The sequence below is a fragment of the Halothiobacillus sp. DCM-1 genome, assembly GCF_045689735.1.
Classification (GTDB): Bacteria; Pseudomonadota; Gammaproteobacteria; order Halothiobacillales; family Halothiobacillaceae; genus Halothiobacillus.
Genome location: NZ_CP142685.1, coordinates 1,505,747 through 1,530,348 on the forward strand (window position 1 = coordinate 1,505,747; position 24,602 = coordinate 1,530,348).

Below are 24,602 nucleotides of genomic sequence, written 5' to 3' on the forward strand. Positions count from 1 at the left end.
CCACCGGAAAGCGCCCCACGGCACCCGAGTGGCACCCGAATCGATCAGGGCTTGCGCTTGTTGGCGCGCGCGGCTGGGCTAATGCCGTAAATCACGAGCGAATAATCGGTCAAATCAAAGTCATGCTCTTGGGCGATGGCCGCAATTCGCTCCTGGATCACCGGGTCATGAAACTCGACTACTTCACCAGATTTCACGCAAACCAGGTGATCGTGTTCGCCCTTGGAAATCAGTTCAAAGACAGATTTACCGCCTTCGAACTGGTGGCGCTTGAGAATGTCGGCTCCCTCAAACTGCGTCAGTACGCGGTATACCGTGGCCAGACCAATATCCTCGCCCCGACTGAGTAGCTCCTTGTAGACATCCTCGGCACTCATATGCCAGTCCGGGTTCCCCTCGATAATCTCCAGGATTTTCACCCGGGGCAGCGTTACCTTGAGACCGGCTTTCTTCAGATCGTTTTGTTCCACGGTGCCATCCTAATCTGGTGTGCATGCCGAGCAAGTATCGGCGAGAGCATAAATCGGGTCGATTCTACCCCATGGCGGCGGGAAACATTCCCCCTGCGTCGTGAAGACAATTCATCAACGGGCGAGAATTGTGTGTGCGGCAGTGGCACGAAGGCCGTGCAGTTGCGTATCATGCGATGGTTTGTGTTCGCCAACCCTGGGACATTTCGACCATGCCAGTTGCCCGACTCGCGTTTCGCCTCCTTCTCCCCGTCGCCGCACTCGCCACCGCACTGGCACTCGGCGGCTGCAGCACGGTCTATGTGCCGAACTTCATCAAGGTGTACCAACCCGACATTGCGCAAGGCAATATCATCGAACCCGCCCAGATTGCCCAACTCCATGAGGGCATGAGCTCCGCGGAAGTTCAGGCCATCATGGGCACCCCGGCGCTGCAGGATATTTTCCACCGGCATCGTCGAGAAACCTATGTGTTCTACGATAAACGCGGAAAAAACAAGGCGTTCGAGCATGTGCTTACCGTCGAATATGACGACAACGGCCGGGTCAGCAAAATCGAGCAGCGCGGCGAACCGCTGGATCAGGCGCCTTCCAGCGCCCTGCTGCCCTCGCAGCGCAGCGCGCCCAAAGCCGCCGACAGCCCGCCCGAGCAAGACTCAACGGGCACACCGGCAGCAACCTATAGCCTGACGCCCGCAGGCGGCAACGCCCCCGCACTCGGCACCCCGAACGCACTGCAGCCGCAGCCATGACGGGTTCTGCCCGCTTCTGGCTGGTGCTGGGCATGGCGTCCATGCTGAGCGCAGTCATCCTTGCCGCACTCGGCGCCCACGGCCCGCTGGCACCCAGCAGCGCCTTGGCGCAGCGATGGCTCGCCACCGCCAGCCTGTTTCATCTCACCCACAGCCTGGCCTTGATCGGTTTTGGTTTGTGGCTGGGACAAATCCGCCGCCCCTGTCACCTGCCCGCCGCCTTGCTGCTGGTCGGGATGACCTTGTTTACCGGCTCGCTGTATCTGCTGGTCTTCACCACCGTACACTTTCCGCCACTCATCACCCCGATCGGGGGCGGGCTCCTGATGCTGGGCTGGCTCGCCTGGCTGTTCGCGGTGCTCTTGCGCCGACCGATCCCAGCGGGTTAAGCCCGCCAGTCACGCGACGCACGCGGGGCATCGGGCGCCTCGAAAAACCGTCACGAGCGGATGGAGTGCAAGGAGCCCCGCAGAGAATCCCAGAGATATATCAAATAGATAGGCAAGGGGTGAACGGGCTTACACCAGCTACGCGTTAGGAAGCGACACCGCAATCCGTTCGCGCAGTAGGTTTTCCGAGGTGCCCCATCATCGACCGGAATACCCATTTCCGTTACAATCCCGCGCTTATCGTCCCTAGCCGAACACACCATGAATCCCAATCAATTTGAATTTGATGACCTGATCCGCTGCGCCAAAGGCGAGATGTTCGGACCAGGCAATGCCCAATTACCACTCCCGCCGATGCTGATGTTCGACCGCATCGAGAAAATCACTACCGAGGGCGGAAAATTTGGCAAGGGCGAAATGCAGGCGGAGCTTTTGGTCAAACCCGATTTATGGTTTTTTGGCTGCCATTTTGAAGGCGATCCCGTCATGCCTGGCTGCTTGGGGCTCGATGCGATGTGGCAGCTGGTCGGGTTCTATCTCGGCTGGAGCGGCGGCAAGGGTCATGGCCGGGCGCTCGGTGTGGGCGAGGTCAAATTTTCCGGCCAGGTCCTGCCGAGCAACCATAAAATCACTTACCAGATCGACATTAAACGCGTCATCATGCGCAAGCTGACCATGGGCATTGCCGATGCGTATATGGCTGTTGATGGCAAAATCATCTACGAAGCCAAAGATCTGCGCGTCGGTCTGTTCACCAACACCGATTCATTGACGGAGTAATTTCGTATGCGTCGCGTCGTCATCACGGGTATGGGCATCGTCTCCAGCCTTGGCAACAACACGAAGGAAGTCCTCGCCTCGCTGCGGGCGGGACGCTCGGGGATCGAGACCAACCCCGAACAGGTCGAGCATGGGTTTCGCTCGCACATTGCGGGCACCCTGAAAATCAACCCGGAAGAGCACATCGATCGCAAACTGTATCGCTTCATGGGCGCCGCCGCGGCCTATACCTATCTCGCAATGCAGGAAGCGATTACCGAGTCCGGCCTAACAGCCGAGCAGGTCTCACACCCACGCACCGGGCTGATCGTCGGCTCGGGCGGGTCATCCTGCGAGAATATCGTCGAAACCGCCGATATCGTGCGGGAAAAAGGCGTCAAGCGCGTCGGCCCCTATATGGTGACCCGCACGATGGGTTCGACGACCTCCGCCTGCCTGGCCACCCCGTTTGGCATCAAGGGGGTGAATTTTTCGATCAGCTCCGCCTGTGCCACCTCGGCGCATTGCATCGGCTCCGGGGTCGAGCAGATCCAGTTTGGCAAACAGGACATCGTATTTGCTGGCGGCGGCGAAGAGTTGCACTGGTCGCAATCGGCCATGTTCGATGCGATGGGTGCGTTGTCCTCGAAATACAACGATACCCCGCAGACGGCCTCCCGGCCATTCGATGCGACCCGCGATGGTTTTGTCATCTCCGGCGGCGGCGGCGTGGTGGTTCTCGAAGCGCTGGAACACGCCCTGGCACGCGGCGCCACGATTCTTGCCGAGGTCGTGGGCTACGGCGCGACTTCGGATGGTTATGACATGGTGCAACCCTCCGGCGAAGGCGCGTTGCGCTGTATGCAGCAGGCGCTGGCGACCGTCCAGGGGCGCATCGACTATGTCAACACCCACGGCACCAGTACGCCCGCCGGGGATATGCGGGAGCTAGAGTCTCTGGCCAAAATCTTCCCGCAGGATCAGCCCTACATCACCTCGACCAAGTCACTCTCGGGGCATGCATTGGGTGCCGCCGGCGTACACGAGGCGGTCTACTCCCTGCTGATGCTGCAACACCGCTTCATCGCGGCCTCGGCGAATATCACCGAGCTCGATCCGAAAGCGGCCGGTGTGAATATCCTCACGCAAACGCTGGAAAATGCCACCATCGATACCGTGCTCTCCAATAGCTTCGGGTTTGGCGGCACCAATGCCTCGCTGGTGCTCCAGCGCTATCAAGGCTGAGTCACAGCGCGCCTTGGTCGGCATCAAGTAACAGCCGGGTATAGTCCGCCTGCGGGCGGGCGAATACCTCGGCCGTCTCGCCCTGTTCGACCACCCGCCCGGCGCGCAACACCAGTACGCGGTGCGCCATTGCCCGCACGACCCGCAAATCGTGGGTAATCAGCAGGTAACTCAAGCCCATCGACTGCTGCAACTGCCGCAACAAGGCCAGAATCTGTGCCTGCACCGTGGCATCCAACGCGCTGGTCGGCTCATCGAGCACCAGAATTTTCGGCTGAAGAATCAGCGCCCGGGCAATCGCGATGCGTTGCCGCTGGCCGCCTGAAAACTCATGCGGATACCGATCCAGAGCCACCGATCCCAGGCCGACAGCCGCCAGCACCGCATCGACCCGCGCGCGCCGCGCCTCGACGGACAGGGTAGGTTCATGCACGGCCAACCCCTCACCGACAATTTCGCCCAGGGTCATGCGGGGCGACAAAGCCGAGAACGGGTCTTGAAAGACGATCTGGATTTCCCGCCGGAACGGTCGAAATCGACGCTCGCTCAGGGCTGAAACCACCTGCTCCGCCAAGACGATTTCCCCCCGCGCCGCAATCAAACGCATCAGCGCTAGGGCGAGGGTCGTCTTGCCCGAACCGGACTCCCCGATCACGCCCAGGGTTTCCCCAACGGCCAGAGAAAAATCCAGCGGATGCAGCACCGTTACCGGTGGTGCGCGACGAAACCAGCGGGCGGGATTGCGTGCCGCATAGGCCACGCTCAATCCGGTCACCCGCAGCACGGAGGGCAATGACGCGGCAGGCGCAGGAGCCACCCCCTCGAAACTCGAGGATAACAACGCCTGGGTGTAGGCATGCGCGGGGCGAGTAAAGACCGCCTCGACCCGCCCTTGCTCGACAATCCGCCCCCGCTGCATCACCGCCACCTCGGTCGCAAACCGGAGAACCAGGGGTAAGTCATGCGTAATCAACAGGATGGATAATTCCATCTCGTCCTGCAAGCGCCGCAGCAATTGCAGGATTTGCTGGCGAATCTGCGCATCCAGCGCCGTGGTCGGTTCATCGGCAATCAGCAATTTGGGTCGGCAGGCCAGCGCCATCGCAATCATTGCCCGCTGGCGCTGACCACCCGATAACTGATGCGGCAAGGCCTCGAACAAGCGCTCCGGCTCCGGCAGTTGCACCTGCCCCAATAAGGCCAGCACACGGGCGCGAACGGCGGAACGCACAAGCCCCTCATGCCGCTCGATCACCTCGCCAATCTGCGCGCCGATCGATTTCAGCGGATTGAATGCCGACATCGGCTCCTGAAAGACAAAGCCGATCTCCCGCCCGCGCACTGCACGCAAGGCTCGATCCGGCAGGCGCAGAAGATCCTGCCCGCCCCACCACACGCGGCTCTCGGGCGTCACGGTCAAACCATCGAGCAGACGCAGAATCGTCAGCGCCGTCACCGTCTTGCCGGAACCCGATTCCCCGACCAGCGCAAATCGGGCGCCCGGCGGCACACTGAAGGACACTTCATGCAACACCGCCTCCTCGGCAGAGAAGGCGGCGGTGAGTCGCTCAACCCGGAGCAAAGCGGCAGACTGGGATTCCATAGGGGATGACAACGAGAACCATGAGCCCGCAGTGTAACTCCGCGCCGGCATTTTTCGGTTCATCATCGCTGATTAGTCCTGCACAGCATGAGGCAATCGGGTACAGTCGCGCGATGAATGCAATCTCCGATATTCTCTGGCCAATTACCGTCGTCACCGCGCCAGATCTCGCCGCCCCGCTCGCGGAAGAGATCCGCCAACTGGTCAGCGCAAAAATCTCGGATCGCCCGTTCGGCATCGAACTGCTGGCCACCCCGACCGAAGCCTACCGCATCGTCTGCGACAGCCTGATCGCCGGCCATGTCTATCTTCGCCTGCAACAAGGCGACGCGGCCACGGCGGATGCGCTCTACCAGTTCGTCCAGCGCATCGATTGGTCCGCCCATCTGGCCGCAGACGGTTACTTCAGTGTCAGCGCGACCGGCACCACCGAGGCTCTGCGTCACACCGGATTCATCGCCACCCGTATCAAAGATGCGATTGTCGATCAATTTCGCGCCCGAACCGGCCAAAGACCCAGCATCGACACCGAACACCCGGATCTGCGTCTGCATTGTCACCTCACGGCGCAAGGCCAAGCCACGCTGTCTCTCGAACTTTCCAATGGCTCATTACACCGCCGCGGCTATCGGCAGGAAGGCGGCCTGGCGCCGCTGCGCGAAACCCTGGCCGCGGGCATGCTCTGGCGCGCCCGCTGGCCGAAATACTGTGCCGAAGCCAGCCCTGAGCATCCCGTCACCCTATTCGATCCGATGTGCGGCTCCGGCACACTCGTGATCGAGGCCGCGCTGGCCGCCTTGGGTCAACCGCCCGCGATGCGCGCCCGGCGCCTGGGCTCGCGGGGCTGGCTGCTGCACGATGTCCAAGCGCAATCTGCGGTGCTCGCCAACCCGCCACCCGCGCGCGACCCTGCGGCATTTCGCTTCATTGGCCGAGACATCGATACCGAACAGATTGCGGCCGCCCGGTCGAATGCGGCCCGCGCCGGGCTGGCCGACCGTCTGGATTTCGCCGTCGCCGACGCCTGGCAAGCCCCTTGTCCCACCACAGGGGGGGAATCCAGCCAAGGGCTATTGATCAGCAACCTGCCGTATGGCGAGCGCATCACCGTACAAAACCAGCGCACCGATCAACCAGACTGGCACCAGCTCACCCAAGCCTGGCAAGCCCAACTCCAGGGCTGGCACTGGGCATTACTCCTTCCCGAGGGCATGGGCAAACACTGGCCTCTCCGGTTTGAACGGTCGTTCGCGCTTGATCAAAGCGGGATTGCCGTCGAATTGATTCGTGGCGAGTTCAATGAAAAATCGCAACGCAGCGCTCAGGGGCCACTCGCCTTGGCGGCGCGCCTCGCACAAGACCCTATCGCCGATTCACTCGATGCCAGCGCTTTCCACAATCGCCTGCAAAAAAACCTGAAACATCTACGCAAATACGCCACCCGCGAAGGACTCTGCTGTTATCGGCTCTACGATGCCGATCTGCCGGAGTTCAATGCTGCGATCGACCTGTATCAGGACGAAACCGGCGAAACCTACATCGATCTGCAGGAATACCGCGCGCCCAATCACATTGATCCGCAGCTCAGCCGGGCACGGCTGGCCGCGATGGTGCGGAGTACCCTCGCTGTCCTGGCCTTGCCCGCCGATCATTGCGTGCTGCGCCAGCGCCAACGGCAAACGGGCAACAGCCAATATCAGCGCTTGAACGAGGCGCGACTGGAAAAAGTCGTCCGCGAAGGCGGCACCCGGCTCTGGATCAACCTCACGGACTACCTCGATACCGGGTTATTCCTCGATCATCGACGGGTGCGCGATCGCGTGGCCGAACTCGCCCAAGGCAACAGCCTGTTGAACCTGTTCTGCTACACCGCCACCGCCTCCGTGCGCGCCGCCTACCGGGGCGCCGCCAGCAGCCTCTCGATCGATCTGTCCAATACCTATCTCGACTGGGCCGAGCGCAATTTCGCGCTCAACGGCATCCAGACGGGCGGTCAGCATCGACTGCTGCGCGCCAATGTGCTGGATTGGCTGGCCAAGATGCAGCACGCCAGCCAAACCCAGCGCTTCGACATCATCTTCTGCGACCCCCCAAGTTTTTCGAATTCCAAAGCCATGGAAGGCACGCTGGATATTCAACGCGATCACCCGCAGATCATCCGGCAATGCATGCACCTGCTTCGGCCGGAGGGAATTTTTATCTTTTCAAATAACCTAAAAGGCTTTAAATTGTCGCCTGAATTGCAGGAAGAATTCCAAATCAATGACTTATCCAGAAGCACCTTGCCAACGGATTTCGAGCGCACCCCCAACCGGCGCAGCGTGTTCGAAATTCGCCACCGCAAAGCCTGAGCATCAGCCATCTCGTTGGGCGTTCTTGGGCGCGATCCTGCTGGCCGCGATGACACTGGGCGGCTGTGCCAATCTGCCCACCGTATCCCCCAACGATCACTCAGCCCAAACTGCGATCGATGAAAATACGGATCAATCGGCCAGCGCCGATGACCGGCTCTACGGTTTTGGCGATGGCCTGCTGAACAAGCGGCTGCCCAGCAACCCGCTGGCGGCCATCAATGGGCAAAATGCCCCTCACTCGGCAGGAACCGAGGCGGTCTTTCAGGCGATGGCGCAATTGGGCGTCGCCTATCAGCGTGGTGGAAGCTCGGTCGGCACCGGCTTTGACTGCAGTGGGCTGACGAGCTACGCCTACAAACAGGCGGACATCACCTTACCCCGAACAGCGCGGGAGCAATACGCCTTCACCCAACGGATCAGCAAGGCACAGCTCAAACCGGGCGATTTATTGTTCTTCAAGATCCGCAGCCGAAAAATCGACCATGTCGGGATCTATGTGGGGGATAACCGCTTCATTCACGCACCGCGCGTGGGTCAGCGTATCGAGTATGCCAATCTGGATGCCGCCTATTGGAAGCGCCATTATGTCGGCGCGGGTCGGGTGCCGGGCGCCAGCAAGCTTGATCTCTCCGAAATCTCTCCATCCCAGCGCTAAATCCGGATCTTCTTGTCTGGAAAGAACATTCAGGGCGAAAATTTTCGCCCTGAATTCATTCCGTTTGAGCGCCCGGACAACCGCCCGCGCGCTACTTCCCGCCGCTGATGACCCAGCCGGTAATGCCCGCAAAACCCAATAAAAATCCCGCCGGTGCCAGCATCAGCAAGTCCATGAAAATCGAGTCACTCCCGTTTTTCACGAGGAACATGGCGCTGAATCCACCAATCACACCAATGATGACCATGACCGCCCCGAGGATCATGATCCGCTTGGAAAACAAACCAAACCCCCGAGCCCCTTGCATCGGGCGCTCATGGTGATAGGGATTCTGGTGACCCGGTTCAAACTCATCCTCTGGTGGCTGCGACATAGCCAGACTCTCCGACAGGGCTGCGATTTAGTTCGCCAACCTTAGCACGAAGCGCGTGCCTGCTCTGATAGAATTTGCGGCATTGTCCATTGGCCGCAGGTTATAAGTTAGGGAGTCTCGTCGTGCTTGAATTTTCAGTCAAAAGTGGTGCACCGGAGAAACAACGGTCTTCCTGCTTGATCGTCGGCGTCTATGAAGCACGCAAGCTCTCGGAAGCCGCTGAAACCATTGATAAATCCAGCGGCGGTTATTTGAGCGCCATCACCCGCCGGGGGGATATGGAAGGCGAGCTCGGCGACACCCTGCTGATTCACGGCGTGCCGAATATTCAAGCCGAACGGGTCTTGCTGGTCGGGCTCGGCAAAGAGCGTGAGTTTGATTTGCCCGCGTTGCTCAAGGCCACGACCGCCGCCGTCAAGGCACTGCATTATCGCGGCACAACCGAATGCGTCAGCCACCTGACCGAGCTCGACATTCGCGGGGTCGAACTCGAACAGATCCTGCGCCAAAGCGCTCTGGCCATCGATGCGGCGATTTACCGTTTCGACCAACTCAAATCCAGCCCCGACCCCGCCCCGCGCCGGCCACTGCGCAAGGTCACCTTCATTACGCCCAGCCGCCGGGGCTTGCTGGAGGCGGAAAACGCCGTCCGGGAAGCCATGGCCATCAGCTCGGGCATCGCGCTCACGAAAAATCTCGCCAACCTGCCGCCCAATCTGTGTACGCCGAGCCTGCTCGCCGACCATGCGCGCAAACTCACCGAAACCCACCCGCACCTCGCGGTGGAAGTGCTCGATCAGTCCCGCATGGAAACCCTCGGCATGCACGCCCTGCTCGCGGTGGCCAAAGGCAGCACGGAAGCGCCCAAACTGATCGTGATGGAGCATCTAGGCGGTGAAGCCGATACCCCACCGATCGTGCTGGTCGGCAAGGGCGTCACCTTTGACTCCGGGGGGATTTCCCTCAAACCCGGCCTCGATATGGATCAGATGAAATACGACATGGCCGGTGCCGCCGCCGTGATCGGCCTGATCTCCATCGTCGCCGAGCTCAAATTGCCGATCAATGTGGTCGGCATCGTCCCAACCGTCGAAAACATGCCCTCCGGTAACGCCTTGAAACCGGGGGATATCATCAAGAGCATGTCCGGCCAAACCATCGAAGTGCTCAACACCGATGCCGAAGGCCGCCTGATCCTCTGCGACGCCCTCACCTATGCCAAACGGTTCAAGCCCGAGCTGGTCATCGACATGGCCACCCTAACCGGTGCCTGCGTGATTGCCCTGGGTCGCGTGCCCAGCGGGCTGTTCAGCAACACCCGCTCGCTGGCGCAAGAACTCATCCGCGCCGGCGAAACCAGTGGGGATCGTGTGTGGGAACTGCCGTTATGGGATGAGTATCAGGCGCAACTCAAAAGCAACTTTGCCGACATGGCCAATATCGGTGGCCGGGAAGGCGGCGCTCTTACGGCAGCAGCGTTTCTCGCCCGCTTCACCAAAGACTACAAATGGGCGCATCTGGATATCGCCGGGACGGCCTGGGTCACGGGCGACAACAAGGGTGCGACCGGTCGCCCCGTGGCCTTGCTGTCGGAATTCCTGATCAAACGCGCGCGCGGCTGATGCCAGCCGATGCGTGCCGCGCAGACCAGTGAGGAAATCCTACCCGGCAGCACGCTCCGGTTTACCTTGAGCCGCAAAGCCATTCGTCGTGCCTATCTGCGGGTGCGACGCGAGGATGGCCGAGTCTGCATCAGCGCCCCCCACGGCCTGTCCCTGGCGCAAATCCACGCATTCATCCGTCAGCATCAGGACTGGATCGCCCGCCAGCAAACGCAGCAAAGGCAACCTCCGCCTGCCGAAGCGGATTTCTCCCGTCTCTGGCTGTGGGGTGAAGCCTGGGATGTGCATTGGCAGCACGGGGGGCAGCGCGCCACGGTTCACGCCGAAGGCCACACGCTGCATTGCCGTCTGCCGGAGGGGAAAGCCACCCCGGAACAGTGCCAGGCACTACTCGACCGCGTGTTACGCCAAGCGCTTGCCCGTGCCATCGAACACCGGCTGCCGCATTGGTGCTCGGTCACCGGCCATGCCCTGCCCGCCGTGCGCATTCGTCGGATGAGCAGCCGCTGGGGAAGTTGCCAAATCCTCCGCCGTCGGTTGTCGATCAATCTGGCGCTGGCGCATTATCCGCCGGCCTGTCTGGATTTAGTGCTGGTTCACGAACTCATCCATTTCGACGAACGACAGCACAATGCGCGGTTTTACCAGAAAATGGACGCCTGCCTGCCCGGCTGGCGAGCCTGGGATCGTGTGTTGCGGGCACCCCCGGGGGCCGGAGTTCACTCGCCCGACGATGAAGGGGCAGGCAAATCGACCAGCAGCTGATCCTTGAACGCCTGTGCCGCTGGCGAGAGCAGCTTGTCCGCTCGATGCACGAGATACCAATGCCGCATCACCGGGAACCCCTCGACGGATAACACCGCTAGGCGATTCAGCGCCAGTTCCATCTCCAGCGTTTGCAGCGACAGAATCCCCAAGCCCAGCCCAGCCTGAACCGCCATTTTGATCGCGGCATTGGTGTTCATGGTCACGCTGCGGGCGATTCGCAATCCTTTGGCCGCAAAAAACCGCTCCATCGCATCTTGTGTGCCGGAACCCGGTTCACGCACCAGAAATGTCTCATCCGCCAAATCCGCCAAGGGAATATCCCGCAAGGCCGTCAAGGGATGATTCAGCGGCGCCGCCACCACCAATGGATTTTCCATCAGGCGCACGGCGGTCAACCCCAGTTCCGCCGGCACCTGCCCCATGATCGCCAGATCGATCCGGTTCTGCGCCAGCATGTCCAATACGGCGCCTCGATTGGAGACTTCCAGCGTCAGGCTCACCTGCTTATATTTCTGCCGAAACCGCGCCAAAATCCCCGTCGCCACCGCCTTGGCGCTGGAGGTGATGCCCAGCTGGATCACCCCGCCTTCCACGCCCTTGAGCCGGTTGAATGCCTGCCCCAGATCCTTGAGCTGCGCCGCAATGTTCTGGCTGGCATGAAACATCACCCGCCCCGCATCGGTGAGGAAAATCTTTTTACCCACCTGCTCAGTCAGCGCCAACCCAACCACGGATTCGATTTGCCGCATCTGCATCGAGACGGCCGGTTGAGTCAGGCGCAACTCCTCCGCCGCGCGTGAAAAGGAAAGATGGCGCGCCACCGCCTCGAACACCACGAATTGCCGCATGGTCAGTCGCCGCATATCTCCTCCAATCCATCAGGCTTTCTTATGAAAATCTTAATAAATCCTGAATATTAATTATACAAGCGAGCGCCTACAGTGCGCGGCGTATCGTTCCTTTTCTCTCGCAACCCCGAGGAGTCCGACATGGATCAATCCGCCCGTTACGCTGATCTCAGCCTGAAAGAAGAAGACCTGATGGCCGCCGGCAACCACATTCTGGTGGCCTACAAAATGAAGCCGAAAGCCGGTCACGGCTATCTGGAAGCCGCCGCCCACTTCGCGGCTGAGTCTTCCACCGGCACCAATGTCGAGGTTTCCACCACCGACGATTTCACCAAGGGTGTGGACGCGCTGGTCTATCACATCGACGAAGCCAAGGAAGACATGCGGATCGCTTATCCGCTGGAACTGTTCGATCGCAATGTGACCGATGGTCGCTTCATGATCGTCTCCTTCCTGACGCTGGCCATTGGCAACAATCAGGGCATGGGCGACATCGAATACGGCAAGATGGTCGATTTCTGGGTTCCGCCGCGCGCCATCCAGATGTTCGACGGCCCCGCCACCGACATCTCCAACCTGTGGCGCATCCTCGGTCGTCCGATGCAGGACGGCGGCTACATCGCCGGCACCATCATCAAGCCGAAACTGGGTCTGCGTCCCGAGCCTTTCGCCCAGGCGGCCTACCAGTTCTGGCTGGGCGGCGACTTCATCAAAAACGATGAACCGCAAGGCAACCAGGTATTCGCACCGGTCAAGAAAGTCATCCCGCTCGTGTATGACGCGATGAAACGCGCGCAGGACGAAACCGGTCAGGCCAAGCTGTTCTCCATGAACATCACCGCCGACGACCACTACGAAATGTGCGCCCGCGCCGACTTCGCGCTGGAAGTCTTCGGCCCCGACGCGGACAAGCTCGCCTTCCTGGTCGATGGTTATGTCGGCGGTCCCGGCATGGTGACCACCGCCCGTCGCCAGTACCCGAACCAGTACCTGCACTACCACCGTGCCGGTCACGGCGCGGTGACTTCCCCGAGCACCAACCGCGGCTACACCGCGTTCGTGCTGGCCAAGATGAGCCGTCTGCAAGGTGCTTCCGGCATCCATGTTGGCACTATGGGCTACGGCAAGATGGAAGGCGAAGGCGATGACCGCAACATCGCCTACATGATCGAGCGCGACGAGTGCCAAGGTCCGGTGTACTACCAAAAATGGTATGGCATGAAGCCCACCACGCCGATCATCTCCGGCGGCATGAACGCCCTGCGTCTGCCCGGCTTCTTCGAGAACCTCGGCCACGGCAATGTGATCAACACCGCCGGCGGCGGCTCTTACGGCCACATCGACAGCCCGGCGGCCGGTGCCATCTCGCTGCGTCAGGCGTATGAGTGCTGGAAAGCCGGCGCCGACCCGATCGAGTTCGCCAAAGAACACAAAGAGTTCGCCCGCGCCTTCGAATCGTTCCCGAAAGACGCCGATCTGCTCTTCCCGGGCTGGCGCGAAAAACTCGGCGTACACAAATAAGTGGATCGCCGAGGGAGGCCGCCCTCGCGGCCTCCGAACGACCCCGATCCGTCGGGGGAACAACGCCAGACTGCCCAGCAGTCTGCTTGGCCATGCGCGCCCACGCGTGCGCATCGCCAAGCCCGCCCAACCGGAACTTCGCCCATGATCGACATTGCGCAATACCGCATTGAACACGAGCCGTTTTATCAGCCCAAAGGCAACGAAATTGCGCTGTACGAAGCCGCCTACCGTAATCGGCTGCCGGTGATGGTCAAAGGCCCGACCGGCTGCGGCAAGTCGCGTTTTGTCGAACACATGGCTTGGAAGCTCGGTAAGCCGCTGATTACCGTGGCCTGCAACGAGGACATGACCGCCTCCGATCTGGTCGGGCGGTTTCTGCTCGATCACAATGGCACCCGCTGGGTCGATGGGCCGCTCACCACCGCCGCCCGCATCGGCGCAATCTGCTATCTCGATGAAATCGTCGAAGCCCGGCAAGACACCACCATCGTCATTCACCCGCTGACCGACCACCGCCGCACCCTGCCGCTGGACAAGAAAGGCGAACTGATCCAGGCGCATCCGGATTTCCAGCTCGTCATCTCCTACAACCCCGGCTACCAAACCCTGATGAAGGATCTGAAACAATCGACCAAACAACGGTTTACCGGATTTGAATTCGATTACCCCGAAGCCGAACTGGAAACCCGGATTGTCGCTAGGGAAACCGGCCTGACCGAGTCCATTGCCGCGCAACTCGTGCAGATCAGCCGCACCGCCCGCAACCTCAAAGGCCACGGCTTGACGGAAGGCATCTCCACCCGCCTGCTCGTGTACGCTGCGACCCTGATTCAGGATGGGGTCGAACCGCGCGAAGCTTGCCGAATGGCCTTGGTTCACCCGATCACCGATGATGCCGATATTCGCCAGACCCTCGAACACGCCATCGACCTCACCTTCGCCTGAGGCGCGCCGTGTTGCCCAATGAACCGGCCATCGCCCCGGAAAACCTGGCCGCCTGGCGAACCGTCGATACCGGCTTTCCGGTCGTCGCGGCGATCTTCGATGATTGTCTGCGGACGGCAAGGCAGCAGCTCTCGCCCGGCGGGCTGAACGATCATCTCGAAGCCGCACGCCAACTCGGCAAACTCGGCCGGGGCGCCGAACCCTTGCTCGCCTTTCTCGAACACTGGCCCGGCGTGGCCGTCGCCGTCGGCGAAGCCTGCCTGCCGCCGCTGCTGGCCACTATCCACGGTCTGCAACGCTCACCCAACGGCAAAGCCATCGCGCCGTTGCTCAACAGTCTGCACCCCGTCGCCCGGCGGCTGCATTCCGCCGAAGCCTTCACCCACTATCTGCGCCTCGTGCAAGACCTCGCGCAGCGCACTACCGGCTCCATCCACGGCCACCAAGCCACCTTCCCCAGCGCGGGTCTGCCGGAATTTCTCGGGCAGGCGCCCAAACTCGTCACGCTGCTGGCGCTCGATGGGCTGGCACGCTGGATCGATTACGGCATCAAAAACCATCCCAAGCACCCCGAACACCAGCGCGATTACTTCAGCCTGCAATCGGCCGACAGCCGCGCCATTCTGCAACGCGAACGCCAAGGCACCCTGCTCGCGGATGTGGAACGCAGCCTCGGTTTGTATCTGCGGGGCTTGTGGCAGGACGATGCCCCGCTGATCGGCTATTCCACCGCCTTCGACGAACTGCGCCAGCCCGTGCCGTATCGGGATGACCTCGGCATCCGCCTGCCGGATGTCTATACCGACCAGCACGGCGTGGCCGCCCTCGACCGCTATCGGGCGATTCTGGCGCATCTCGCGGGGCACCGGCGCTACAGCACGGCGCAGATTGCCGATAACTGGAGCCCGTTTCAGCGCATGGCCGTGGAGTTTTTTGAAGATGCCCGCATCGATTCGCTGCTGATCCGCCAGTATCCTGGGCTGCGACGCATCCTCTGCCGCCTCCACCCCCGGCCAGAAGAAACCGCCTGCGACCCCGAAACCACCTCCTGCCTGCGGCACCGGCTGACCCTGCTCTCCTACGCCCTGCTCGATCCGGCGCATGGCTACGACAGTCCCATCGTGCAGCAATTTTCCGCCGAATTCACCGCCGAGATGGCCAAAGGCGAGTCCTGCACGGAGGCTATGGCCGCACTAGCTCTGCGCTATGTCGCGCAAACCCGCCGACCCAGCGATCAATTCTCGCGGGTGCATTTTGCCGATACCGTCATCGAATACCGGGACGACAACCGCCACCTTTGGCGCTTCATCGAAGCGGGGGACGAAGAAGAAACCTTCGAGGAACGCGCGGCCAGCGACCCGCAAGAACTCACCGGCCTGCCGCCCCGCTATTACCGCGAGTGGGATTATTTGAGCCAAAGTTATCGGCCAGACTGGGCCTGCGTCTATGAAGCGCTGCATCCGGCCGCCTCAGCCGATCGGATCGACCAACTCCTCGCCAAACACGCCGGTACCGCCAAGCAGCTCAAAAAGCTGCTCGATCTGCTCAAGCCGCAAGACAAAGTGCGCATCCGTTATCAGGAAGAAGGCAGCGAACTCGATCTGGACATCGCCATCCGTTCGCTGATCGACTTCAAAAGCGGCAGCCCGCCCGATCCGCGCATCAACATGAGCCATCAGACCAATGGCCGCAGCATCGCCGTCCTGTTGCTGCTGGATTTGTCGGCTTCCCTGAACGAACGCGCGCCGCACAGCGACCAGACCATCCTGCAACTGTCGCAGGAAGCCGTCTCCCTGCTGGCCTGGGCAATCGACCAACTGGGCGACCCGCTCGCCATCGCTGGCTTTCACTCCAACACCCGGTTTGAAGTGCGCTATCAACACATCAAAGGCTTTCGTGAACCCTGGGGCGATTCCGTCAAGGCGCGGCTGGCCGCCATGCAGGCCAACTACTCCACCCGCATGGGCGCGGCCATGCGCCACGCCGCCCACTATCTGGCCGCTCAGCCGGCGGACAAAAAACTGATGCTCATCCTCACCGATGGCGAGCCCGCCGATGTCGATGTAGCCGACAGCCAGGCACTGATCGAAGACACCCGTCAGGCGGTCATCGAACTCGACCAGCAAGGCATTTACAGCTATGGCATCAGTCTCGACGCCCGCCTCGCTGCGCAGCAAGATGACTACATCCGCCAGATTTTCGGACAGAATTACACCGTCATCGACCAGATCAACCGCTTGCCCGAACAACTACCCAAATTATTCATTTCACTCACTCGATGAAGGAGCCACCCCATGTCCGGTTTTCCCAACTGCCCCCAATGCGGCCAAGCCAACACCTACCCGGATGGCGACCTGTTCATTTGCCCGGATTGTGGATATGAATGGGCGGCTGCCGGAACCGAGGAAGAAGAAACCACCCGACAGGTCAAAGATGCCAATGGCACCGTGCTCCAGGACGGCGATACCGTGACCCTGATCAAAGACCTCAAGGTCAAAGGCAGCTCGATCACCCTCAAGGTGGGCAGCAAAATCAAGGGCATCCGGATTGTCGACGGGGATCACGAGCTCGACTGCAAAACCGAAGCCGGCCCGATGATGCTCAAAGCCTGCTTCGTCAAAAAAGCCTGAACCCCAACACAAAATGCCCTGTAATTTCAGCGGGGCGCATTCGCCAGCAAAAAATCCAAAAACGCTTGCGCCACGACCGAAAGTTCTCGCCCAGCCGGATAAACCGCATACCATTGACGCTGAATGGGAAACCCCACCCCATCCAGCACGGCGAACTGTCCCGGCGGGTGTAGCACCAGCGCCTGCTGCGACAACGCGGAAATGCCCAAACCCGCCAGAACGGCCTGTTTAATCGCCTCGTTACTGCCCAGCTCCATGCGGGTATTGAGCGTCAAACCGCGTGAAGCGAACAATCGCTCGATCGCCATGCGCGTGCCCGATCCCGCCTCCCGCATCAACCAAGGCTCCTCACTCAAGCGCTTCAAGGGCACAGCCGACTCCCCAGCCAACGGATGATTCGGCGCGGCCAGCACCACGATCGGGTTATTCATGATCGGTGTGACCACCACATCCATATCTTCTGGCGGTTGCCCGAGCAAATACAGATCGTCCAGGTTATTGGCGATACTCGCCAACACCTGCTCTTTGTTCGTCACCCGCAGACTGACATCGATGCCAGGATAGCGCTTGGCAAACTCACCAAGCAGACGCGGCGCAAAATAGGACGCGGTGCTGATGGCCATCAACCGCAATTGCCCTTTTTTCAATCCCTGCCGTTCATCCACCGACATCGCAAATCGATCCATCACACCAAAAACCGCGCGCGTGGCTTGTGCCAACTCCGACCCATCTTCCGTGAGATAAATCTTCTTCCCCACCTGCTCAAACAGCGGTACCCCGATAATTTCGGTCAACTTCTTGATTTGCATGGACACAGTCGGCTGAGTGAGATGCAGCTCGGCCGAGGCTCGTGTGAAACTCCCCGTACGCGCGATAGCCTCAAAGATTTCCAGTTGGCGAAAGGTGAAGTGGTGGCGCATAAGCACTCCCTAATATCATCGAGAATAATAGATGATAGTCTATTGAGAGGATAAGAAATATCGACTGTTATTGATGAAACTGCACGGGCAAGATGCGTCCACGCGTCAAGCCGCTGGGGCGTTGCGCGAAATCCCATCCTTTCAGGAGGAACCCATGGCAGTTAAAAAGTACAGTGCTGGTGTTAAAGAATACCGGCAAACCTACTGGATGCCGGAATACACCCCGTTGGATTCCGACATTCTTGCCTGCTTCAAGATCACCCCGCAACCCGGCGTGGATCGTGAAGAGGCGGCCGCTGCGGTTGCAGCAGAATCGTCAACCGGCACCTGGACGACCGTCTGGACTGACCTGTTGACTGATATGGATTACTACAAGGGTCGCGCTTATCGCATCGAAGATGTGCCGGGTGATGATTCTGCCTTCTATGCCTTCATTGCCTACCCGATCGACCTGTTCGAAGAAGGTTCGGTGGTCAACGTATTCACCTCCCTCGTGGGCAACGTGTTCGGCTTCAAAGCCGTTCGCGGCCTGCGTCTGGAAGATGTGCGCTTCCCGCTCGCGTATGTGAAAACCTGCGGCGGCCCGCCCCACGGGATTCAAGTTGAACGCGACAAGATGAACAAATACGGCCGCCCGTTGCTCGGCTGTACCATCAAGCCGAAACTCGGCCTGTCCGCCAAAAACTACGGCCGCGCTGTATACGAGTGCTTGCGTGGCGGTCTGGACTTCACGAAAGACGACGAAAACATCAACAGCCAACCGTTCATGCGCTGGCGTGATCGCTTCTCGTTCGTGCAAGACGCCACCGAAACCGCAGAAGCTCAAACCGGCGAACGCAAAGGTCACTACCTGAATGTGACCGCACCGACCCCGGAAGAGATGTACAAGCGTGCCGAGTTCGCCAAAGAAATTGGCGCCCCAATCATCATGCACGACTACATCACCGGCGGCTTCACGGCCAACACGGGTCTGGCGAACTGGTGCCGCGATAATGGCGTTCTGCTGCACATCCACCGTGCGATGCACGCGGTAATCGACCGCAACCCGCATCACGGGATTCACTTCCGCGTCCTGACCAAGATCCTGCGTTTGTCGGGTGGCGACCACCTGCACACCGGTACCGTTGTGGGCAAACTGGAAGGCGACCGTGCCTCTACCCTCGGCTGGATCGACCTGCTGCGCGAATCCTTCATTCCGGAAGATCGTTCACGCGGGATTTTCTTCGACCAAGACTGGGGCTCCATGCCGGGCGTCTTCGCCGTGGCTTCTGGTGGTATCCATGTATGGCACATGCCGGCACTCGTCACCATCTTCGGTGATGATTCCGTCCTGCAATTCGGCGGCGGCACCCTGGGTCACCCCTGGGGTAACGCAGCCGGTGCAGCCGCGAACCGTGTCGCCCTGGAAGCGTGTGTCGAAGCACGCAACCAAGGCCGCGACCTGGAGCGCGAAGGCAAGGAGATCCTGACTGCGGCGGCGGCTCATAGCCCCGAGCTCAAGATCGCCATGGAAACCTGGAAAGAGATCAAATTTGAGTTCGATACCGTCGACAAACTCGACGTACAGAACCGTTGATCCCGCCTGTTAAACCATTTGCAAAAGGTGAATAACCATGGCTGATATGCAGGACTACAAACAAAGTCTCAAATACGAGACCTTCTCTTATCTTCCGCCGATGAGCTCGGAGCAAATCCGTGCTCAGATCAAATATGCCATTGCCCAAGGTTGGAACCCGGGCATCGAGCATGTTGAGCCGGAAAATTCGATGCAACACTACTGGTACATGTGGAAGCTGCCGTTTTTCGGCGAGCAAAGCGTGGATGCCGTACTCGCTGAGCTGGAATCTTGCCGTCGGGCGTACCCGACGCACCAGATCAAGCTGGTGGCCTACGACAACTACGCTCAAAGCCAAGGCATGGCCTTCGTGGTCTACCGCGGCGGTTAATTCCCTAACCTGAAGCGTCAGCGCTGTGCGCCCCGTGCGCACAGCACATCCATCAAGACGAGGTACAAAACATGCCTGTACAGTCTGGAAACAATCCAGCCGACCTGGGCGGACTCTCCGGGAAAGCATTGGCTCGCGCCCGACGCGCAGCAATGGCCACCCAAGGCAAAGGTGCAAATCCTAAAGCGCCAGCCGCTCAACCGACCCCCTACACCCAGGCGGCATCTTCAATCACTCCGCCGCAGCCTGTCGCCCCGCAACGCGACGCCGTCGATGCCCTGTGCGCCATCGCACAAGACAGCGGCACGGGCTTTGGCCTTGAGAACAACCGGGTACGCAACCTGTGCCGCTCTCGCCGTCAGGCATTGGCGACTCAAGGCCGAAGCGCGCTGCCGAGCAAAGCCTCCAGCGCGCCTTCTGGACGCCTGCGCCCTGCTCAGGACAACCGAGTGATCGACGATGCTGGTTCTGCTCAATCGATCATCACCCCGACCGATGCATCACTGGACACGCTCTGCACCGTGGCAGAAACCGCCCCGGTTCGTTTGGGCAATCAAGCGAAATCCGTGCGTGAAATCTGCCGGGCTCGGCGCCAGGCACTGTCTGACCGGGGTCAAAAAGCCGTCCCCCCCAAACCGACCTCTCAAGGCGGCCCGGGGCGCAACGGCCATCAACTGGATGGCTATGTGGATACGGCTCTGCAAGGCCGAGAGGCCGCCAAACGGCACCGCGAAATGCTCTGCCATTATGGCCGAGGCACCGCCCCCGCTTGCCGCCCCACGGGTCGCGTGAAACAAAACTCCGAGGCTGATGTGCCAAAAAAAGTTGAAACCGGTCACACCCTGACTGGCGGTGCAATTACCGGCACCCAGGTCGAGCGCACGCAGCGTGTGACCGGCAACGAACCCGGCAGCTGCCGAGCCGTCACAGGCACCGAGTATGTCGGCACGGAACAATTCCAGTCATTCTGCAAAACCAAGCCCGAAGCCAACCCAGCCAAGGTCAACCTCACCGCAACCGCCCGCGGCCAAAAAGTCAGCGGCACCGAAGTGGCGCGCACACAGAAGGTGACCGGTGGCGAACCAGGCACTTGCCGTGCGGTCACTGGCACGGAGTACCTCAGTAATGAGGCCAGTCTAAGCTTGTGCGGCACCCCTGCCCGTCCGATGAATGCCAATAAAGTCATGATCGGCGCCTCGGCACGCAAAGGTTTGCCGGTCTCTGGCAGCGATGAGTTTCGCCCTTCAGTCGCTACCGGCAATGAAGTGGGCGCAAACCGCAGCATCACCGGCACACAATATGCTGATGAAGGCGCAGCGCGCTTGACCATCAATGGTAAAAGCGCCGCCCCCGCCAAGGTTGGTCTGTCGCATACGATCGCTGGCATGAGCATCAGCGGGACGGAAGTGGGGCGTTCCAGCAAGGTAACCGGCGATGAGCGTGGTTCCTGCCGTCAGGTATCGGGCACCGAATACCTCAGCAATGAGCAATTCCAGTCCGTTTGTGGCACGCGTCCCGCACCCAGCTTTCAAAAAGTCGGCGTGGATCAGTCCAACCGTGGGCAACGCATCACAGGCAACCTCGTTGATCGCAGCGAAAAGGTCACCGGCAATGAGCCCGGCTCCTGCAAGCGCGTCACCGGTTCGCAGTACAGCCAAAATCGCCTTTGTGGTGGTCAGTTTGACAAGGTTCGTTCGATGAACACCCTGTCAGGCAACCCGGTGACGGGTCAGTCACTGGATCACAGCCCAAAGACAACCGGTGACGAGCGCGGCGGGTGCATGCCCGTCACCGGAGATGAATACTATGGCGTCGAACATTTCGCGTCATCTTGTGCCAGCACCCCCCTCCCACAAGACCAGAAAGTGGCTGAATCTATGACCTGCAAAGGGCAATCCGTCAGCGGCACTTCTGTGGATGCCAGTGATTTAGTCACCGGCAATGAATATGGCGCGTACCGTGCCGTGAGTGGCACGCCATACCTTGGCGCGCAACAAACGGGCTGTTTGCCGCCCAACCACGCCTTCAGCCTGCCCATGCAGCCGGCGCAACCCGTCACCCTCAGCCCGCGCTTCGCCGGCTATGCGACACCAGTAGCCGCACCTGCTCCGGTCGAGGCAACGGCACCGCAAGAGTTCAGCATCGTCACCCCTGCCCGAGCAGCCGCCAGCCGGATTACCGGCAATGCCTTCGATCAATCCCGGCGCATTACCGGCCCGGGCATGCTGGCGACGGGTTTGATTACCGGCACCCCAGAATTTCGTCACGGCGACAGCGCTGGTCGGCCTATGATGCGCCAGCCGATGGCTCAAGCCATGGCGGCACAAGCCCAAGCCAACCAAGTTCAACAAGCTCAAGCAGCCGTGCCTGTGAATGTTCTGCAGTGCGCGCCGGAATCCGGCAACCAGGAACGCGTCACGGGCGAAGGTGAAAACCGCTGCCGGATTACGGGCGATGACTGGTCAATCAGTGGCCGGATTACTGGCACCGAGGGTTCCTCTGCGCAGGGACGCAATCCGTCAATGCGTGGGCAAGCAGCCAACCTCATGACGGCGCGCAATGCCCGGTCGAACCGTGAAGTCGTTCGTCCAGAGCCCCCCAGTTCCAGGATTTCTGGCAGCAGCGGCAATGATTTAAGCGGCTCACTGATCACCTACTCCGGTGGTGCTCGAGGCTAATGGTGCGGCGGAGATAAACGATGAACAACAAACCGTCATCCAGCCGTCGCCGTCCGGGCTCGCTCGCCAAGCGTGCGCCGGTTGGTCTCGGCCATAAGGTACAACCCAGGCTCGATTTGATCGCGCCCGGCTCTACCGCCCCCGCCCCCATCAATCCGCTGTATGAGCGGCACCCAGCCTGCAGCACTTTGCCGCAAATGGCTTGCCGCCATCCTTTGACCGATCTTGCCGCCAACGCGCAGCTCGGCCAGTGCGAGGATACGGTGAAAGGCCGGTTTGATCGTATCGTTCCCTTCTTGCGTGCGGTGGTGGGCATTCCCCTAGGCGTCGAATATGTCACGCGTGTCCAGGAACTGGCTCAGTCGTCACTCGGCCACACATTCCCAGAAGCCTTGCTCGAAGATAACTGGATTCGGGGGCATAACCTGCGCGGTCTGTTCGGCTACGCTGCTTTCAAGGCACTTGCCGCGGCGACGGATCAATTCTCCCGCCGGCTCAAATCAGAGCAGGAAGAGGTCGGCGCCAGTATTGGTTTCTTGCTGGATTGCGGCTTCCATACCTTGGACATTAGCCCTTGTGCAGACGGCCGCTTGAAAGGTTTGCTCCCCTACATCCTGCGTCTACCGATGTCCGCCTTCACTTTCCGCAAAGCGTATGCCGGCACACTGTTTGATATCGAAACTGATTTGCAACAGTGGCAATCCATCGAATTGCGCCGCTACCGCGAAGGGGTGCCGAATACCGCAGATGCTGCGACTCGATACTTAAAGATTGCCGTTTACCACTTCAGCACCTCCGATCCTACGCACGAGGGTTGCGCGGCACATGGCAGCAACGATCACCAAGCCATCGAAGCGTCGCACAACCAGCTGATCGGTTTGCGTCAAGCCGTGGAGAACGCGTTTTGCTGCGGGGCGAGTGTCGAAACCCTGCTGATTGGTGTCGATACGGATACTGATGCCGTGCGTATCCATATTCCAGATCAGGATGGCAATCTCAACCCGCATCGTTATGTCGACAATGCGGCGTTGTATGCCGAGACGCTGGGCATGAGCGCCGATCAGGCCATCCTCGCCGTACACGACGCGATCCGCAACGCCAGCAGCCGCGATGGTTGGGCCAAGGGGAATGGCCTGCCCCACGAAGGGATGCAACGGTTCATTGCCACCTTGCTGATCAATAACCTCTCCCAGATTGACTATGTCGTTCACCGCTGTGGCGGACGCTATCCACTGCATGACATCGGCCACGCCGAGCGATTCATCAGTGCCGGCGATGGTTTGGATGAAGTCCAGATTCGCAATCTGGCCTACTACGCCCATTTACACACCGTGGAAGAAAACGCAGCGGATATCGATGTCGGCATCAAGATTTTCAAAAAGCTGAATGTCGCGCGCGGTCTGCCGATTCCGATCGCCGTTCATTACCGTTATGACAGCAATGTGCCGGGCGCTCGCGATCGCGCTGTCGAGCGGGCGCGCCAAGTCCGAGCCGCCATCGCAAACCGACATCATGAACTGGCCGCCGAACAACTGCTGCAATTTCGTCTGAGCGTTCAGGATCATCCGATCGGCAGCCCGATCGAAGAGGTACCTGTCGCATGAAGATCATGCAAGTCGTCAAAACCCTGGTTTCGACCAACCGCATTGCCGATATGGGACACAAACCCCTGCTGGTGGTGCAGGAAAAAGCAGGCGGCCCCGTTCAGGTTGCTGTGGATGCGATCGGCTGCATTCCGGGTGACTGGGTTTTGGTGGTGGGTTCCTCCGCTGCCCGGGAAGCGGCCGGTAGCAAAAGTTATCCCTCGGATCTGACGATCATTGGGATTCTCGATCAGTGGTCGGCCAGCTGATGGAAATCATGCGGGTTCGCGCGGATTTAGTCGTGACTCGCCGTCACCCGGGCTTGATGAATGTCTCGTTACGGGTACTGGAAGATCGCAGTGGCAAGCTCAGCGTGGCCTGCGACCCGGTGGGTGTGCCACCGGGCAAATGGGTGTTTACCATCAGCGGCTCCGCCGCACGGTATGCGGTCAAGGACTACGACACGCTGATTGATTTGGCGATCGGTGGAATCATCGATCAGTGGGAAGAAGCTTAACCGTTGGGTTCAACGGCGTTT

Annotated in this window: 22 protein-coding genes and 1 pseudogene; 18 read left to right on the top strand and 5 right to left on the bottom strand. The window is 60.3% G+C overall.

Annotated features, from left to right (window positions below):
• Window positions 1-44: 44 nt before the first annotated feature.
• Window positions 45-470 carry a ferric iron uptake transcriptional regulator gene (fur, locus tag VOI35_RS07015; protein WP_407275356.1) on the bottom strand — a complete coding sequence of 142 codons (426 nt, stop codon included), beginning with the start codon at window positions 468-470 and terminating at the stop codon, window positions 45-47.
• A gap of 212 nt (window positions 471-682) precedes the next feature.
• Between fur and VOI35_RS07020 the strand changes: the two genes are divergently transcribed.
• The 4 genes from VOI35_RS07020 (at window position 683) to fabB (ending at window position 3,615) form a co-directional block, all read left to right on the top strand.
• The gene (locus VOI35_RS07020) at window positions 683-1,222 is read left to right on the top strand and encodes an outer membrane protein assembly factor BamE (protein WP_407275357.1); all 540 of its coding nucleotides are present in this window, start codon (window positions 683-685) and stop codon (window positions 1,220-1,222) included.
• Window positions 1,219-1,611, top strand: coding sequence for a DUF423 domain-containing protein (locus VOI35_RS07025; protein ID WP_407275358.1), 393 nt, complete (start codon window positions 1,219-1,221; stop codon window positions 1,609-1,611). Before VOI35_RS07020 ends, VOI35_RS07025 begins: the two co-directional genes overlap by 4 nt.
• Window positions 1,612-1,872: 261 nt before the next feature.
• Entirely contained in the window at window positions 1,873-2,391 is a 519-nt protein-coding gene (fabA, locus tag VOI35_RS07030) for a 3-hydroxyacyl-[acyl-carrier-protein] dehydratase FabA (protein WP_407275359.1), read from the top strand.
• A 6-nt stretch (window positions 2,392-2,397) separates the two neighbouring features.
• Window positions 2,398-3,615, top strand: coding sequence for a beta-ketoacyl-ACP synthase I (gene fabB / locus VOI35_RS07035; RefSeq protein ID WP_407275360.1), 1,218 nt, complete (start codon window positions 2,398-2,400; stop codon window positions 3,613-3,615).
• A 1-nt stretch (window position 3,616) separates the two neighbouring features.
• Here the strand turns inward: fabB and VOI35_RS07040 are convergent, their stop codons facing one another.
• Window positions 3,617-5,218, bottom strand: coding sequence for an ABC transporter ATP-binding protein (locus tag VOI35_RS07040; RefSeq protein ID WP_407275361.1), 1,602 nt, complete (start codon window positions 5,216-5,218; stop codon window positions 3,617-3,619).
• 113 nt (window positions 5,219-5,331) lie between these two features.
• Here VOI35_RS07040 and rlmKL point away from each other — a divergent pair, with 113 nt between their 5' ends.
• Together rlmKL and VOI35_RS07050 are read left to right on the top strand one after the other, a co-directional pair.
• The gene (rlmKL, locus tag VOI35_RS07045; RefSeq protein ID WP_407275362.1) at window positions 5,332-7,569 is read left to right on the top strand and encodes a bifunctional 23S rRNA (guanine(2069)-N(7))-methyltransferase RlmK/23S rRNA (guanine(2445)-N(2))-methyltransferase RlmL; all 2,238 of its coding nucleotides are present in this window, start codon (window positions 5,332-5,334) and stop codon (window positions 7,567-7,569) included.
• Window positions 7,570-7,594: 25 nt separating this feature from the next.
• A complete protein-coding gene (locus VOI35_RS07050) occupies window positions 7,595-8,227 on the top strand; it encodes a C40 family peptidase (RefSeq protein WP_407275363.1) in 633 nt (210 codons plus the stop codon).
• Between the two features lie 91 nt (window positions 8,228-8,318).
• Here the strand turns inward: VOI35_RS07050 and VOI35_RS07055 are convergent, their stop codons facing one another.
• Window positions 8,319-8,600: a hypothetical protein gene (locus tag VOI35_RS07055; protein ID WP_407275364.1), complete on the bottom strand. Its 282-nt coding sequence runs from the start codon at window positions 8,598-8,600 to the stop codon at window positions 8,319-8,321.
• Window positions 8,601-8,722: 122 nt separating this feature from the next.
• On the opposite strand from VOI35_RS07055, the gene VOI35_RS07060 reads away from it, so the two are divergent.
• Window positions 8,723-10,222: a leucyl aminopeptidase gene (locus tag VOI35_RS07060; RefSeq protein ID WP_407275365.1), complete on the top strand. Its 1,500-nt coding sequence runs from the start codon at window positions 8,723-8,725 to the stop codon at window positions 10,220-10,222.
• Between the two features lie 9 nt (window positions 10,223-10,231).
• A complete protein-coding gene (locus VOI35_RS07065) occupies window positions 10,232-10,987 on the top strand; it encodes a M48 family metallopeptidase (RefSeq protein ID WP_407275366.1) in 756 nt (251 codons plus the stop codon).
• On the opposite strand, the gene VOI35_RS07070 is transcribed toward VOI35_RS07065, so the two are convergent.
• Window positions 10,942-11,853 carry a LysR substrate-binding domain-containing protein gene (locus VOI35_RS07070; RefSeq protein WP_407275367.1) on the bottom strand — a complete coding sequence of 304 codons (912 nt, stop codon included), beginning with the start codon at window positions 11,851-11,853 and terminating at the stop codon, window positions 10,942-10,944. The genes VOI35_RS07065 and VOI35_RS07070 overlap by 46 nt on opposite strands.
• Before the next feature lie 126 nt (window positions 11,854-11,979).
• Here VOI35_RS07070 and VOI35_RS07075 point away from each other — a divergent pair, with 126 nt between their 5' ends.
• From VOI35_RS07075 to VOI35_RS07090, 4 genes are all read left to right on the top strand, one after another.
• Window positions 11,980-13,359, top strand: a complete 1,380-nt coding sequence (locus VOI35_RS07075) for a ribulose-bisphosphate carboxylase (RefSeq protein WP_407275368.1) — start codon at window positions 11,980-11,982, stop codon at window positions 13,357-13,359.
• Window positions 13,360-13,503: 144 nt separating this feature from the next.
• Window positions 13,504-14,307 carry a CbbQ/NirQ/NorQ/GpvN family protein gene (locus VOI35_RS07080; RefSeq protein ID WP_407275369.1) on the top strand — a complete coding sequence of 268 codons (804 nt, stop codon included), beginning with the start codon at window positions 13,504-13,506 and terminating at the stop codon, window positions 14,305-14,307.
• 8 nt (window positions 14,308-14,315) lie between these two features.
• Window positions 14,316-16,589: a nitric oxide reductase activation protein NorD gene (locus tag VOI35_RS07085; RefSeq protein WP_407275370.1), complete on the top strand. Its 2,274-nt coding sequence runs from the start codon at window positions 14,316-14,318 to the stop codon at window positions 16,587-16,589.
• Window positions 16,590-16,601: 12 nt separating this feature from the next.
• Window positions 16,602-16,937 (top strand): zinc ribbon domain-containing protein YjdM, encoded by a 336-nt coding sequence (locus VOI35_RS07090; RefSeq protein ID WP_407275371.1) that lies wholly within the window; start codon window positions 16,602-16,604, stop codon window positions 16,935-16,937.
• A gap of 26 nt (window positions 16,938-16,963) precedes the next feature.
• On the opposite strand, the gene VOI35_RS07095 is transcribed toward VOI35_RS07090, so the two are convergent.
• Entirely contained in the window at window positions 16,964-17,857 is an 894-nt protein-coding gene (locus VOI35_RS07095) for a LysR family transcriptional regulator (RefSeq protein ID WP_407275372.1), read from the bottom strand.
• A gap of 154 nt (window positions 17,858-18,011) precedes the next feature.
• Here VOI35_RS07095 and VOI35_RS07100 point away from each other — a divergent pair, with 154 nt between their 5' ends.
• The 6 genes and pseudogenes from VOI35_RS07100 to VOI35_RS07125 form a co-directional block, all read left to right on the top strand.
• A complete protein-coding gene (locus tag VOI35_RS07100; RefSeq protein WP_407275373.1) occupies window positions 18,012-19,433 on the top strand; it encodes a form I ribulose bisphosphate carboxylase large subunit in 1,422 nt (473 codons plus the stop codon).
• A gap of 37 nt (window positions 19,434-19,470) precedes the next feature.
• On the top strand, window positions 19,471-19,803 hold the full coding sequence (locus VOI35_RS07105; protein WP_407275374.1) for a ribulose bisphosphate carboxylase small subunit: 333 nt from the start codon (window positions 19,471-19,473) through the stop codon (window positions 19,801-19,803).
• Window positions 19,804-19,874: 71 nt separating this feature from the next.
• Window positions 19,875-22,481, top strand: a complete 2,607-nt coding sequence (locus tag VOI35_RS07110) for a CsoS2 family carboxysome shell protein (protein WP_407275375.1) — start codon at window positions 19,875-19,877, stop codon at window positions 22,479-22,481.
• Between the two features lie 20 nt (window positions 22,482-22,501).
• On the top strand, window positions 22,502-24,085 hold the full coding sequence (locus VOI35_RS07115) for a carboxysome shell carbonic anhydrase (protein ID WP_407275376.1): 1,584 nt from the start codon (window positions 22,502-22,504) through the stop codon (window positions 24,083-24,085).
• On the top strand, window positions 24,082-24,333 hold the full coding sequence (locus tag VOI35_RS07120; RefSeq protein WP_407275377.1) for a carboxysome peptide A: 252 nt from the start codon (window positions 24,082-24,084) through the stop codon (window positions 24,331-24,333). The genes VOI35_RS07115 and VOI35_RS07120 overlap by 4 nt, the downstream gene beginning before the upstream one ends.
• Window positions 24,333-24,575 (top strand): annotated as a pseudogene (locus VOI35_RS07125) (carboxysome peptide B); the annotation flags it as partial. The gene VOI35_RS07120 and the pseudogene VOI35_RS07125, both read left to right, overlap by 1 nt.
• Window positions 24,576-24,602: the final 27 nt, after the last annotated feature.

Bases quoted from the DNA above. Each gene is read 5' to 3' on its own strand.
- VOI35_RS07020 (WP_407275357.1), top strand. From the start codon at position 683: ATGCCAGTTGCCCGACTCGCGTTTCGCCTCCTTCTCCCCGTCGCCGCA.
- VOI35_RS07025 (WP_407275358.1), top strand. From the start codon at position 1,219: ATGACGGGTTCTGCCCGCTTCTGGCTGGTGCTGGGCATGGCGTCCATG.
- fabA (WP_407275359.1), top strand. From the start codon at position 1,873: ATGAATCCCAATCAATTTGAATTTGATGACCTGATCCGCTGCGCCAAA.
- fabB (WP_407275360.1), top strand. From the start codon at position 2,398: ATGCGTCGCGTCGTCATCACGGGTATGGGCATCGTCTCCAGCCTTGGC.
- VOI35_RS07040 (WP_407275361.1), bottom strand. From the start codon at position 5,218: ATGGAATCCCAGTCTGCCGCTTTGCTCCGGGTTGAGCGACTCACCGCC.
- rlmKL (WP_407275362.1), top strand. From the start codon at position 5,332: ATGAATGCAATCTCCGATATTCTCTGGCCAATTACCGTCGTCACCGCG.
- VOI35_RS07055 (WP_407275364.1), bottom strand. From the start codon at position 8,600: ATGTCGCAGCCACCAGAGGATGAGTTTGAACCGGGTCACCAGAATCCC.
- VOI35_RS07065 (WP_407275366.1), top strand. From the start codon at position 10,232: ATGCGTGCCGCGCAGACCAGTGAGGAAATCCTACCCGGCAGCACGCTC.
- VOI35_RS07070 (WP_407275367.1), bottom strand. From the start codon at position 11,853: ATGCGGCGACTGACCATGCGGCAATTCGTGGTGTTCGAGGCGGTGGCG.
- VOI35_RS07075 (WP_407275368.1), top strand. From the start codon at position 11,980: ATGGATCAATCCGCCCGTTACGCTGATCTCAGCCTGAAAGAAGAAGAC.
- VOI35_RS07080 (WP_407275369.1), top strand. From the start codon at position 13,504: ATGATCGACATTGCGCAATACCGCATTGAACACGAGCCGTTTTATCAG.
- VOI35_RS07090 (WP_407275371.1), top strand. From the start codon at position 16,602: ATGTCCGGTTTTCCCAACTGCCCCCAATGCGGCCAAGCCAACACCTAC.
- VOI35_RS07095 (WP_407275372.1), bottom strand. From the start codon at position 17,857: ATGCGCCACCACTTCACCTTTCGCCAACTGGAAATCTTTGAGGCTATC.
- VOI35_RS07100 (WP_407275373.1), top strand. From the start codon at position 18,012: ATGGCAGTTAAAAAGTACAGTGCTGGTGTTAAAGAATACCGGCAAACC.
- VOI35_RS07105 (WP_407275374.1), top strand. From the start codon at position 19,471: ATGGCTGATATGCAGGACTACAAACAAAGTCTCAAATACGAGACCTTC.
- VOI35_RS07110 (WP_407275375.1), top strand. From the start codon at position 19,875: ATGCCTGTACAGTCTGGAAACAATCCAGCCGACCTGGGCGGACTCTCC.
- VOI35_RS07115 (WP_407275376.1), top strand. From the start codon at position 22,502: ATGAACAACAAACCGTCATCCAGCCGTCGCCGTCCGGGCTCGCTCGCC.
- VOI35_RS07120 (WP_407275377.1), top strand. From the start codon at position 24,082: ATGAAGATCATGCAAGTCGTCAAAACCCTGGTTTCGACCAACCGCATT.